The following is an 11,386-nucleotide window of genomic DNA, read 5'->3' as shown; positions in this document are numbered from 1 at the left end:
GCTTTAAGCGCTTCCCTTCCCGGATCCGGCCTGCCGTTCCAACAGGATCGTCGGCTTCTCGTGATAGGTGGTGCGCAAGATTTCCCGATAGCCGTTCTTCTCGGCCACCTTCTTCGAACCGCCGTTTTCCGGATCGATGATGCAGACGGTTCTCGCCTGTCCGAGCGCCTCGTCGCTCCAGGCGACGATCCGCCCGACGACTTCGCTCGCAAGCCCCTGGCCATGCGTCTCCGAGGCCAGCGCCCAGCCCGCCTCCGGCACGCCTTCGATCGACGGCTCGATCTCACGCTTCAGATCGTGGAACCCGGCCTCGCCGATGAAGCGCCCCGTCTTCTTGTCCTCGATCGCCCAGAATCCATAGCCGATCAGCGACCACAGGCCGGCATGGCGCAGGAAGCGCATCCAGCTCTCCTCCCGCGTGCGCGGCTTGCCGCCGATGAAGCGGGTGACGGCAGGCTCAGCCCACATGGCGGCATAGGTCTCGAAATCGTCCAGCCTGTGCGGCCGCAGAACGGTGCGCGCCGTCTCGAGGATCGGCACGCCGGCTTCCGTCTTGATGCTCATGGCATTCCCCTCCATTGAGGCGGCAGCGCTTAAAGCAATTCCAGGAAAAGTGTGAGCGGTTAAGTTCGGCGTCTTCGCCGTAACCTTCCGTCCGGAATTGCGTAAAAACAAAAGAAGCTGGTGCGTTTCACCGTTTCCGTGAAACGCACTAGCAAACCAGCGCGCGCGAACAAGGGCCAGGATAATGCAGTGGCTCTTCCAGCCATAGCGGCCATGGCGCGGCTGCGTCGCTATGGGCTTTTCGCCTGGCGATGCTAGTTTGCGCGCAGCCGACCCAGAAACGCAATTCGACCGGAGAAGAATCATGGACACCGCCGACCTTCTGCTGGCCATCGTCCATCACCTTCTGGTGTTCTCGCTGGCCGGTATCATCGGCGCCGAGTTCGTGCTGGTGCGCGGCGATCTGGCGTCGCCGACGCTGAAGCGCCTTGCCGGCATCGACCGCCATTACGGCATCATCGCCGCGCTGATCGTCATCGTCGGCGTCTGCCGTGTGTTCTTCGGCCTGAAAGGTTGGGAATTCTACGTCTACAATTGGGTGTTCTGGGCAAAGATGGTGGCCTTCGCCATCGTCGGCCTGCTGTCGATCGTGCCGACCATGCGCTTCATCTCCTGGAACAGGCAGGCGAGCGGCGATCCGTCTTTCGCGGTGCCCACGGCGGAACTGGCTTCGGTGAAGAACTATGTCCGCGCCGAGGGTTTCATCTTCCTGCTCATTCCGGTTTTTGCCGCAGCCATGGCCCGTGGCTACGGCTATTAGAGCAATCCCAGGAAAAGTGTGAGCGGTTAATGCATGTCGCGCAAAAGTGACCTCGGTTTTGTGGCAACGACATGCATCAAACAAAGGACCTAAAGCGCGTCGACTGAATCCGTTTCAGCGCGACGCGCTTTAGGCTCGGCGACTTCGCCGTAGCCTTCCGTCCGGAATTGCGTAAAAACAAAGAGATAGGGCGTTTCGCCGGTTCCGTGAAACGGTGAAAACACACGAGAACACCGCCCTAGGCTTCGACCGGAAACCTCTCATCCAGCGGCGCGATCTGCACCAGCGGGGCCGGCACGTCGGTGGTCTTTTCCTTCGACTTGCAGATGTCGGCGATCACGCAGGCCGGGCAATCGGGCTTGCGCGCCTTGCAGACATAGCGGCCATGCAGGATCAGCCAGTGATGCGCATGGCGCATGAATTCGGCCGGGATGACCTTGATCAGCCCTTGTTCGACCTGTTCCGGCGTCTTGCCGGGCGCCAGCCCGATCCGGTTGCCGATGCGGAAGATATGCGTGTCGACCGCCATGGTGTGCTGGCCGAAAGCGACGTTGAGCACGACATTGGCGGTCTTGCGCCCGACGCCAGGCAGCTTCACCAGCTCGTCGCGATCCTGCGGCACCTGGCCCGCATAATCGTCGATCAGCGCCTTCGACAGCGCGATCACGTTCTTGGCCTTGTTGCGCCACAGACCGATGGTGCGGATATGGTCGCCGACCTTGGCCTCGCCCAATGCCAGCATCTTGGCCGGCGTGTCGGCCGCGCCGAACAGCGCCTTCGTCGCCTTGTTGACGCCGGCATCGGTCGCCTGCGCCGACAGCACCACCGCGACCAGCAAGGTGAAGGCGTTGACATAGTCGAGCTCGCCTTTCGGCTCCGGCCGTTGCACGCAAAAGCGCCGGAATATCTCATGCACCTCGGCCGGCGTGTAGAGCGAGCGCGAAGCGGCTTTTGATGGCCGCCGACCAGGCGCCCGGCCGCCGCCCGCGACGGCGGGTTGAGGTTTTTTGACGGCTGCGGATTTTTTCGACTTGGGAGGCGCCATATCCCTTCCTATAATATCCCCTCATGAGCGACACAAACGCCTCATTCGAAGCCGACGAGCCATTTTTCCAGGCTTTGCTGACGCCGCACCGCTCGCTCGGCCGTACCGGCTTCCTGATCCTGATGGGAGCGCTTGTGTTCGGCTGGGCGGTCACCGGCGCCTTCTTCCTGGCGCACGGCGCCTGGCCGGTGTTTGGCTTCTTTGGCCTCGACGTGATCGCCGTCTACATCGCCTTCCGCGCCAATTACCGGGCGGCGCGCGCCCGTGAGGAAATCTCGGTCTCGCGCACCAGTCTCGACATCCGCAAGACAGCGCCATCCGGCCGCTCGGAAGATCATCGCTTCAACCCTTTCTGGACGCGGTTCTCGATCGCCCGCCACAGCGAGATCGGCATCACCAAAATGGCCGTCGAAGCGCAGGGCAAGAGCGTGGCGATCGGCGCCTTCCTCAATCCCGACGACCGCGAAAGTTTTGCCACCGCCTTTTCGCGCGCGCTGGCGACCGCCAAGACGCGCTGAGCATGATCCCGAACCGAAGGTCCGCGTCAGCGAAAAGTGGACGCCGGTTTTTGCTTTCGCTGACCTGCGGTTCGGACAAGATCATGCTCACGGCAAAATAGCCGTTTCAGAACCGGTAGCGCAGCAGCCTGCCGACCTTGCGCATCGCTGGGATAAGCTTCCAGAGACCGACGAACAGACGCGCCGACCAGCCCAGGCGCGCCCCTTGCTCCGGCTTGTAGGACGGGATCTCGCCGATGAAGCGAAGCTTGGGCACCGCCCGCTCCAGGTCGCGCGGATCCTCTATGGCCCAATGGACCTCGGCGCCGGTCGCCTTGATGGCCGGATTGAGGCGCATCAGCTTCAGCCCGAACCGGCTATAGGCGTCGAACATCAACTCACCGCCGGCAAGATGCGAGACAAGCCGCGCAAGCAGCCGCGGTCCCTCGTCGGCGGGAAGATACGGCGTCAGCCCCTCCGCCACCACGATCGCCGGGCGATTGCGGGGCACCGCGGCCAGCCAATCCGGCTCGGTCACCGAGGAAGCGATCGGGTGGTAACGGTCCCTGGACGGGTAGAGCCTGCGCCTGAGCTCGACGACTTCCGGATAGTCAACGTCGAACCAGTCGATGCCTGGCAGTGGGTCGACACGAAATACCCGCGTATCGAGCCCGCATCCCAGATGCAGCACGATCGCGTCCGGATATCTTGCAAGGAAATCCGCGACGCAAACGTCCAGGGTCTTCGCCCTGATTGCAAATCCCAAACCGAGATTGGCATCGACCTTGAGCCTTGCGAAATCATAGTCGATCTTGCGCAACGCCTCGTCGGCGAAGCGGTCCTGGAGAAGCGAATTGGGCAGCCGGCTCTCCAGCGCCTTGCCGTAGAGCGTCATCAGCAAGGTTTCCCTTGCCCCGGTCAGATCAACCTTTTCGACGGCCATGATCGTCCTCTTCGGCCCGAAGCCCACTCTATCTGGGTGCTGTATGCGGGAAGGCAAGTTTCGGGTGGAGGCAAAGTTCTGGAAGACCGATATTCGGGACCAAGGAGATATTGCCATGAACGCTCAGATGACCACGAATACCCGCATGAAACCGACCGCGATCCTCCAGAACGACATCACGCCGGAAGGCAGCGACTACGACGTCGTGCGCCGCGCCATCGAGAAGATCAGCCTCGACTATCGCGACCAGCCCTCGCTCGAGGTCCTGGCCGAAGAGGTCGGCGAAACGCCGACCGGCCTGCAGAAACTCTTCACCCGCTGGGCCGGCTTGTCGCCCAAGGCCTTCCTGCAGGCGGTGACGCTCGACCATGCGCGCAGGCTGCTCGATTCCGGCATGCCGCTCTTGGAGACCTCGTTCGAGCTCGGCATGTCCGGCCCCGGCCGGCTGCACGACCTCTTCGTCACCCATGAGGCGATGTCGCCTGGCGACTACAAGACCCGGGGCGCGGGTCTCACCATCCGCTACGGCTACCACATCTCGCCTTTCGGCATCGCGCTGATCATGGTCACCGACCGGGGTCTCGCGGGCCTCGCCTTCTGTGACGCCGGCGGCGAGCGGGCCGCCTTCGCCGACATGTCAGGCCGCTGGCCGAACGCGACCTACGTCGAGGACATGTCGGCCACCCAGGCTTACGCCGCCCGGGTCTTCGACCCGACGCAATGGCGGGCCGACCAGCCGCTGCGCGTGGTGATGATCGGCACCGATTTCCAGCTTCGCGTCTGGGAAGCCTTGCTGCGCATCCCGATGGGCCGGGCCTGCACCTATTCCTCGATCGCGGCAAGCATCGGCGCGCCGAGCGCCAGCCGGGCCGTGGGCGCGGCGGTGGGCGCCAACCCGATGTCCTTCGTAGTGCCTTGCCACCGGGCGCTGGGCAAGTCCGGCGCGCTCACCGGCTATCATTGGGGCCTGACACGCAAGCGTGCCATCCTCGGCTGGGAAGCGGGACAAGTGACGTCATGAAACAATCGATTTTTTCGTATCCCGTTGCGAAAAACCGTGTTTCGTAATATAAGTCAGTGCAAGATAAATAAATACATCGATTTATTCACGAAATGCAACCGGCGACAACCTCTGGTTATTGTCGGTTTTGTTTGAAGTTGCTCTCCGACATTAGTTCATTTAACGCTAAATTAACCACGATAAAGGGAAGATGACCCCTACGTTGAGCCGCATCATCCGGCTCGAAAGTGGGGTCCCAATGAAGTTCTTTCGCGCCGCCATGGCTGCGAGCTTGCTGGCCGCCTGCACCTGCCAGACGGGGCAGGCCGCCACCACCGGAAACGTGCTGTTCAACGGCACGATCACCGCGACCTGCACGGTCACGATCAACTCCAACGGCACGATGACCGTCAGCAGCAATCTTCAGTCGCTGAGCTCGCACAATGCCGGCGGCTCGGCCGGCAGCGCTCAGGTCGATACCACGGGCGGCGTCTCGCTCAGCGTCGATCCGGTGACCACGACGACCGTGCCCGCCTCGGATACGACGGCCACGACATGGACCCCGACCTTTGCCACTTCCGGCGCGCAGACGATCGCCGAAACCGGCACCGCGACCGCGCTGACGGTGCCGGGTACATCGACGGTGGCGGTCAATCTCGCCGGCACCAAGAGCGGCACGAACCGCTTCTCCGCCGGCAACTACCAGGCAACGGTGACGCTGCGCTGCGAATAGCCTCTCGTGAAAGGAGCGGTCCTTGAGAACGATTGCAATTCTGGCGGCGGGCCTGACTGCCGCGTTGTCTCCCGTTGCAGCGACCGGCCAGTCGATGACGCCGATGCGGGGCGAAGTGCGATCCTTCACGGATGCCTTCGCCGTTCGCGTCTTCCCGGGCAACCCGTACAACCAGCGCATACGCGTGGAGGTGCATGTCTACGACCAGGATTTCCAGCCCGTCGACGCCAGGATCACGCCGAGCGCTTTCCTTCTGGCCGGTCAGGCGTCGCGCCCTGTCCTGGTGGTCGTCCCGTTCGACGGCGCGAACGAGCGTAAAGTGCGTATCTGTACCGAGAGTATCCCCTTTCCAAGCGAGCAGACCCAGATAAGGGCACAGATATGCGGAAAGTTCTTCGGGCATCGCAGGTTCTGACCCTGTCCTTGCTGCCCGTCCTGGCGGTCGTAAGTCAGGGGCTTGCCGAGGATATCCTGAACCTGAACCAGAACCAGACGGGTTTCAGCCTGCCCGGCGTCAGCCTGCCTCAGGGCCAGGACGAGGTTCATGCCAGTGACGGCACGACCTGCCGCTCAGCCGTTTCCGGCAGCGGTGCCTATCTCGACCTTGGTGTCATCCGCGGCAACAACAGCAACAACCAGGCCAACAGCGACATCGCCACATACGGCCGCGTGGTGATCCCGATCGGGCGGACTCCGAAACGCGTCGATTGCAGCCGCCTCTACGAGCTGGAGGTTGAGCGCCTGCAGCTGGAATTGAAGCTCCTCAAAATGGGCCTCGGCACCGATGGCCAGACGACGGGGAGCACGACGAACACCGCTGCCACGGCCGCAACAGCTTCCGCGGCTCCCGCAGCTCGCTCGGCGACGTCGGCAGGATGGGCCAATGAAGGCTGGAGCATCAGAGGCACGACCGGCAATGAGAAGAAAAAGAAGCGGAAATAGTCGAGCGCCGTTGGCGATAGCAGCGCTCGCCTGCTTCTGTCTGCCGGCACAGGCGGCGATCATCGGCACCTGCACGATCATGATCGGCGCCTCGGGGACGATGAAATCGAACCTGGCCATCAACACCCTGGGCTCCAAGCAGGCAGGTGGGTCGAGCGCCGGCGCCACCATCACCGCGAACTCGACACTGTGTTCGATCCTAAACCTGCTAGACTGCTATACCGTCTCCGCGCCGGCGCCGATCGCTTTCACCTCGGCGCCGAGCGGCGGCGACACCAACGTCACCTTCGGCACCGTCTTCCGGCTCGACGGATCCGGGCTGGACATTCCGGGCAGCTCGCCGCAGCGGGTGACCAACGGCACCCACACCATCCAGGTCGATCTGACCGCCACCAAGTCGCCCGGCATCTTCCCGGCAGGCAACTATCAGGGCACGGTCACGGTGCGCTGCGAATGATGCCTGTGGGCCAAGAGCCCGCGCAACCGGCATGATCTGGCAACCGGCGGTCTTTGCAGCTAGCTTCCGGCGCAATCAATTGTGTAAAAGCAAATACTTGGAGTTGGTCCCGTCAATCGAAGGCTGGACGGCTCCAGCAGGAGGCACTTCTTGATCATCGTTGTCGGCTCGATCAACCTCGACCTCATCGCCAATGTCGACCGTTTGCCGGAACCCGGCGAGACGGTGCGCGGCTCCGGCTTCGCCACCGCGCCCGGCGGCAAGGGTGCCAACCAGGCCCTGGCCGCTGCGCGCGCCGGCGCGCCGGTGCGCATGGTGGGCGCCGTCGGCAAGGATGGTTTTGCCGCCGAAGCGCTCGCGCTTCTCAAGGCCGGCAACGTCGATCTGTCCGGCATCGGCCAGAGCTTCGCCTCCACCGGCACGGCGTTGATCCTGGTCGGCGCTGATGGAGAGAACGTCATCGCCGTCGTGCCTGGCGCCAACGACTCGGTAGTGCCGGGCGATGTCGCCAAGGCCTATCTCAAAAAGGGCGACGTCGTGCTCTTGCAGCATGAGATCCCGCTGCAGACGGTCGAGGCAACGCTCGACGCGGCGCGCGCGGCGGGCGCCGTCAGCGTGCTCAACACCGCGCCCTTCCGTGCCGAGGCCGCCGGATTCGTCGGCAAGGCCGACTATGCCGTCGCCAACGAAACCGAGTTCGATCTCTATGGCGAGGCGCTGGCGCTCTCGGGCCGCGATCGCCCTGCCCGCATGCGCGACTATGCCAAAAAGACAGGCCGCGCCATCGTCGTCACGCTGGGTGGCGACGGCGTGCTCGCCGCCACGCCGGACGACTTCCTCACCGTTCCGGCGCTGAAGATCACGCCGGTGGACACGGTCGGCGCCGGCGACACTTTCTGCGGTTATTTTGGCGCCAGCCTCTCGTCCGGCCTCTCGCTCCAGGAGGCGCTTACCCGTGCAGCGGCCGCCGGCTCGCTTGCCTGCCTGAAACCCGGCGCGCAGCCGGCAATCCCGCCGGCAAAGGACGTCGACGCCGCCTTGGCGGGAGCCCGGTAATGGCCATGCGTCCCGTCACCAAGCATGCCGTGCCGCCGGCCGGCGATATCTGCCGCCTCTCCGCCGTCGAGCTTGCCGAAAAGATCAGGCAGCGCCATCTGTCGGCGCGCGAGGTCGCCGGCGCTTTCCTCGACCGCATCGAGGCGGTGAACCCGCTGGTCAACGCCATCGTTTCGCTGCGCGAGCGCGCCGATATCCTGACCGAGACCGACAGGGCCGATGCTCATTTGGCCCGCGGCGGCGAGGCCGGATTGCTGTTCGGCCTGCCGATCGCCATCAAGGACCTCGCCCTGACGAAAGGGCTCAGAACCACCTTCGGCTCGCCGATCTTCGCCGATTTCATCCCCGACGTGGACGATTTCTTCGTCGAGCGCGTCCGCAAGGCCGGCGCCATCATCATCGGCAAGACCAATGTCCCGGAATTCGGGCTGGGCTCCAACACCTACAATCCGGTCTTCGGGCCGACGCTCAACGCCTTCGACCCGGCGCTCACCGCCGGCGGATCGAGCGGCGGCGCGGCCGTTGCGCTGGCGCTCGACATGGTGCCGGTCGCCGACGGCAGCGACTTCGGCGGCTCGCTGCGCAATCCGGCCGCCTACAACAATGTCTACGGCTTCCGTCCCTCGCAGGGCCTTGTGCCTGCAGGCCCGGACTTCGATGTCTTCCATTCGCAGATGGGCGTCGAAGGGCCGATGGGCCGCAACATTCGCGACATCGCGCTTTTGCTCGACGAACAGGCCGGCTACCACCCGCACGCGCCGCTGTCATATGCCAAGGAGGGCTCGTTCCTCGACGGCTTGGGCGCGAAAGCGTCCGGCGGCCGCATTGCCTGGCTGGGCGATCTCGGCGGCCACCTGCCGACGGAACCGGGCGTACTCGACCTCTGCGAGGCCGCCCTTGCCCGCTTCGCCGACGCGTCGTTCCATAGCGAAGCCCTGGTTCCGGATGTCGATTTCGAGGCGCTGTGGCAGGCTTTCGTCACCTTGCGCCAGTCAAGCAGCGGCTGCGGGCTGAAATCGCATTACGATGACCCGGAAAAGCGCAAGCTTCTGAAGCCTGAGGCCGTCTGGGAAGTGGAACAGGCGATACGCCTCACCGCGCCGCAGATCCATGCCGCGACCGTCCGGCGCACCTCCTGGCACCGAACGCTGCTGTCGCTGTTCGAGCGCTTCGACCTGATCGCGCTGCCCACCGCCCAGGTGTTTCCCTTCGACGTCTCGACCCACTGGCCGCGCGAGGTCGCGGGGCGGCCCATGGACAGCTATCACCGCTGGATGCAGGTCTCGGCCTTCGCCACGCTCGGCGGCTGCCCGGCGCTCAACGTGCCGGCCGGCTTCGACGAGAAGGGCCGGCCCATGGGCATGCAACTGATCGGCCGCCCGCGCGGCGACCTCGCCGTGCTCAAGGCCGGCGCCGCCTATGAGACGACGCTGCCCTGGCCGGTGGGAGCTGGCTGAGCGATTCTGGTCGACAAGGCAGGGCGACTTGCGCCGGCGGCCGCGCCGTGCATTGATCCCCCAGCCACCGCCGCATCACCTCCGTCCATCCGAGGAAGACCATGTCGCTGGAACTCTACGCCACCTATGTCGTCGCCTGTATCGTCATCATCCTGGTACCGGGTCCGACGGTGACATTGATCATCGCCAACAGCATCCGCCACGGCTCGCGCGCAGGCTTGGCCAACGTCGCCGGCACCCAGGCCGGGCTTGCCATCATGATCGCCATCGTCGGCATCGGCCTCAACACGTTGATCGCCGGCATGGGCCACTGGTTCGAGTGGGTGCGGCTGATCGGCGCTGCCTACCTGATCTGGATGGGCGTGCAGATGTTCCGCGCCAAGGGCACGCTGAACCCCGACGGATCGGCGAAAAAACCGCGCGGCGGCTTCTTCCTGCAGGGCTTCCTGGTCGCCGTCAGCAATCCGAAAACCTTGGTGTTCTTCGGCGCCTTCTTCCCGCAGTTCATTTCACCACAGGGCAATTACACGCTGCAGATCGTCGTGATGGGCCTGACCGCGATGATCTTCGCCGCCATGTCGGACTCGACCTACGCCCTTGCCGCCGGCCGCGCCGGCCGGATGCTGTCGGCCAGCCGCGTCAGGCTGATGTCGCGCATCAGCGGCACCTTCCTGGTCGGCGGCGGCCTGTGGCTGGCGTTCTCGAAGGCGAAGTGAGCGCTTCCCCTTCTCCCCTTGCGGGAGAAGGAAGAGGGGCTACAGCCGCCCGAGCCGCTCCACCAGCAGCGCGAAGAAGCCGTCATGGTCGATGTCGCGCATCACCGTGGCGTTCTTCTCGCGCTTGGTGACGCCCCACCAGTCGATCACCGTCATGCCCATGGTGAGCTCCGACGCGGTCTCGACGCTGACATTGCAGTGGCGGCCCTTGAACAGTTCCGGCTTGATCAGGTAGGCGATCACGCACGGATCGTGTAGCGGCCCGCCATCGGTGCCGTATTTCTCCTCGTCGTAGCGCTCGAAGAACTCCAGCATCTCGGCGGTCGCGGTGCCGACCTTGGTGCCGAGCTGGCGGAAAGCCTGGATGCGCTTGGACGTGGTCAATGCCTTGTGGGTGACGTCGAGCGGCATCATCACGATCGGAATGCCCGATTTGAACACCAGATCGGCGGCCTGCGGGTCGACATAGATGTTGAATTCGGCGGCCGGCGTGACGTTGCCGCCTTCGAAGAAGCCGCCGCCCATCAGGACGATTTCCTTGATGCGTGGCGCGATCCTGGGCTCGCGGATCAGCGCCAGCGCGATGTTGGTCAGCGGCCCGAGCGGGCAGAGCGTGATGGTGCCTGCCTCCTCGCGCATCAGCGTCTCGACGATGAAATCGACGGCGTATTGTTCCTGCAACGGCATGGTCGGCTCGGGCAGTTGCGGCCCGTTGAGGCCGGTCTTGCCGTGCACTTCCTCGGCGGTGACGAGTTCGCGCGCCATCGGGCGGATGGCGCCGGCATAGACCTTGATGTCCGGCCTGCCGGCCAGCTCGCAAATCTTGCGGGCGTTGTTCTGGGTCAGCTTCAGCGGCACGTTGCCTGCAACCGCGGTGATACCGACGATCTCCAGCTCCGAGCTGCCGAGCGCCAGCAATATGGCGACGGCATCGTCCTGGCCGGGATCGGTGTCGATGATGATCTTTCTGGACTGGGGCATTTCAATTCCTTTTGGGGAGTCTTTTTGGGCGGGGTTTAGAGCATGACCGCGAAAAGTGGAAACCGGTTTTCGGACAAGATCATGCTCCACTGAAGAGCTGAACCAGGATGGCGGTTCAACGAAACGTCATCCTGATTTCAGTGGCTTGAACTTGATCGCGCGGCAGACCATATCAAGGCCATCGGGAAAAATGCCATCTGGGTTTTTCCAGTTTGTGTCGCTCTTCAGAGGACAG

General features: G+C 64.0%; 14 protein-coding genes. 10 read left to right on the top strand and 4 right to left on the bottom strand.

Annotation, left to right across the window (positions count from 1 at the left end):
- Nucleotides 1-3: 3 nt before the first annotated feature.
- Nucleotides 4-564, bottom strand: coding sequence for a GNAT family N-acetyltransferase (locus RFM52_RS21960; RefSeq protein ID WP_320296867.1), 561 nt, complete (start codon nt 562-564; stop codon nt 4-6).
- A 304-nt stretch (nt 565-868) separates the two neighbouring features.
- Here RFM52_RS21960 and RFM52_RS21955 point away from each other — a divergent pair, with 304 nt between their 5' ends.
- Nucleotides 869-1,324: a DUF2214 family protein gene (locus RFM52_RS21955; protein WP_320296868.1), complete on the top strand. Its 456-nt coding sequence runs from the start codon at nt 869-871 to the stop codon at nt 1,322-1,324.
- A 238-nt stretch (nt 1,325-1,562) separates the two neighbouring features.
- Here the strand turns inward: RFM52_RS21955 and nth are convergent, their stop codons facing one another.
- The gene (nth, locus tag RFM52_RS21950; protein ID WP_320296869.1) at nt 1,563-2,369 is read right to left on the bottom strand and encodes an endonuclease III; all 807 of its coding nucleotides are present in this window, start codon (nt 2,367-2,369) and stop codon (nt 1,563-1,565) included.
- A 23-nt stretch (nt 2,370-2,392) separates the two neighbouring features.
- On the opposite strand from nth, the gene RFM52_RS21945 reads away from it, so the two are divergent.
- Complete coding sequence (locus RFM52_RS21945; RefSeq protein ID WP_320296870.1) at nt 2,393-2,887, top strand: DUF2244 domain-containing protein; 495 nt, start codon at nt 2,393-2,395, stop codon at nt 2,885-2,887.
- 106 nt (nt 2,888-2,993) lie between these two features.
- On the opposite strand, the gene RFM52_RS21940 is transcribed toward RFM52_RS21945, so the two are convergent.
- Entirely contained in the window at nt 2,994-3,809 is an 816-nt protein-coding gene (locus tag RFM52_RS21940) for a class I SAM-dependent methyltransferase (protein ID WP_320296871.1), read from the bottom strand.
- A gap of 115 nt (nt 3,810-3,924) precedes the next feature.
- On the opposite strand from RFM52_RS21940, the gene RFM52_RS21935 reads away from it, so the two are divergent.
- From RFM52_RS21935 to RFM52_RS21900, 8 genes are all read left to right on the top strand, one after another.
- Complete coding sequence (locus RFM52_RS21935) at nt 3,925-4,830, top strand: methylated-DNA--[protein]-cysteine S-methyltransferase (RefSeq protein ID WP_320296872.1); 906 nt, start codon at nt 3,925-3,927, stop codon at nt 4,828-4,830.
- A gap of 238 nt (nt 4,831-5,068) precedes the next feature.
- On the top strand, nt 5,069-5,542 hold the full coding sequence (locus RFM52_RS21930) for a hypothetical protein (RefSeq protein ID WP_320296873.1): 474 nt from the start codon (nt 5,069-5,071) through the stop codon (nt 5,540-5,542).
- A 22-nt stretch (nt 5,543-5,564) separates the two neighbouring features.
- Nucleotides 5,565-5,957 carry a PDZ domain-containing protein gene (locus RFM52_RS21925; protein ID WP_320296874.1) on the top strand — a complete coding sequence of 131 codons (393 nt, stop codon included), beginning with the start codon at nt 5,565-5,567 and terminating at the stop codon, nt 5,955-5,957.
- Complete coding sequence (locus RFM52_RS21920) at nt 5,924-6,484, top strand: hypothetical protein (protein WP_320296875.1); 561 nt, start codon at nt 5,924-5,926, stop codon at nt 6,482-6,484. Before RFM52_RS21925 ends, RFM52_RS21920 begins: the two co-directional genes overlap by 34 nt.
- The gene (locus tag RFM52_RS21915) at nt 6,459-6,941 is read left to right on the top strand and encodes a hypothetical protein (protein ID WP_320296876.1); all 483 of its coding nucleotides are present in this window, start codon (nt 6,459-6,461) and stop codon (nt 6,939-6,941) included. Before RFM52_RS21920 ends, RFM52_RS21915 begins: the two co-directional genes overlap by 26 nt.
- Nucleotides 6,942-7,091: 150 nt before the next feature.
- Nucleotides 7,092-7,997, top strand: a complete 906-nt coding sequence (locus RFM52_RS21910; RefSeq protein ID WP_320296877.1) for a ribokinase — start codon at nt 7,092-7,094, stop codon at nt 7,995-7,997.
- On the top strand, nt 7,997-9,454 hold the full coding sequence (locus RFM52_RS21905; protein WP_320296878.1) for an amidase: 1,458 nt from the start codon (nt 7,997-7,999) through the stop codon (nt 9,452-9,454). The genes RFM52_RS21910 and RFM52_RS21905 overlap by 1 nt, the downstream gene beginning before the upstream one ends.
- A 101-nt stretch (nt 9,455-9,555) precedes the next feature.
- The gene (locus tag RFM52_RS21900; RefSeq protein WP_320296879.1) at nt 9,556-10,170 is read left to right on the top strand and encodes a LysE family translocator; all 615 of its coding nucleotides are present in this window, start codon (nt 9,556-9,558) and stop codon (nt 10,168-10,170) included.
- 39 nt (nt 10,171-10,209) lie between these two features.
- Here the strand turns inward: RFM52_RS21900 and RFM52_RS21895 are convergent, their stop codons facing one another.
- Nucleotides 10,210-11,151, bottom strand: coding sequence for a nucleoside hydrolase (locus RFM52_RS21895; RefSeq protein ID WP_320296880.1), 942 nt, complete (start codon nt 11,149-11,151; stop codon nt 10,210-10,212).
- Between the last annotated feature and the right edge of the window lie 235 nt (nt 11,152-11,386).

This window comes from Mesorhizobium humile, assembly GCF_033977215.1.
GTDB lineage: Bacteria > Pseudomonadota > Alphaproteobacteria > Rhizobiales > Rhizobiaceae > Mesorhizobium > Mesorhizobium humile.
The sequence above is the reverse complement of the archived record's forward strand: the minus strand, read 5'-3'. Positions and strand labels throughout refer to the sequence as shown.

Bases quoted from the DNA above. Each gene is read 5' to 3' on its own strand.
- RFM52_RS21905 (WP_320296878.1), top strand. From the start codon at position 7,997: ATGGCCATGCGTCCCGTCACCAAGCATGCCGTGCCGCCGGCCGGCGAT.
- RFM52_RS21955 (WP_320296868.1), top strand. From the start codon at position 869: ATGGACACCGCCGACCTTCTGCTGGCCATCGTCCATCACCTTCTGGTG.
- RFM52_RS21915 (WP_320296876.1), top strand. From the start codon at position 6,459: ATGAGAAGAAAAAGAAGCGGAAATAGTCGAGCGCCGTTGGCGATAGCA.
- RFM52_RS21930 (WP_320296873.1), top strand. From the start codon at position 5,069: ATGAAGTTCTTTCGCGCCGCCATGGCTGCGAGCTTGCTGGCCGCCTGC.
- RFM52_RS21900 (WP_320296879.1), top strand. From the start codon at position 9,556: ATGTCGCTGGAACTCTACGCCACCTATGTCGTCGCCTGTATCGTCATC.
- RFM52_RS21945 (WP_320296870.1), top strand. From the start codon at position 2,393: ATGAGCGACACAAACGCCTCATTCGAAGCCGACGAGCCATTTTTCCAG.
- RFM52_RS21895 (WP_320296880.1), bottom strand. From the start codon at position 11,151: ATGCCCCAGTCCAGAAAGATCATCATCGACACCGATCCCGGCCAGGAC.
- nth (WP_320296869.1), bottom strand. From the start codon at position 2,369: ATGGCGCCTCCCAAGTCGAAAAAATCCGCAGCCGTCAAAAAACCTCAA.
- RFM52_RS21935 (WP_320296872.1), top strand. From the start codon at position 3,925: ATGAACGCTCAGATGACCACGAATACCCGCATGAAACCGACCGCGATC.
- RFM52_RS21920 (WP_320296875.1), top strand. From the start codon at position 5,924: ATGCGGAAAGTTCTTCGGGCATCGCAGGTTCTGACCCTGTCCTTGCTG.
- RFM52_RS21940 (WP_320296871.1), bottom strand. From the start codon at position 3,809: ATGGCCGTCGAAAAGGTTGATCTGACCGGGGCAAGGGAAACCTTGCTG.
- RFM52_RS21960 (WP_320296867.1), bottom strand. From the start codon at position 564: ATGAGCATCAAGACGGAAGCCGGCGTGCCGATCCTCGAGACGGCGCGC.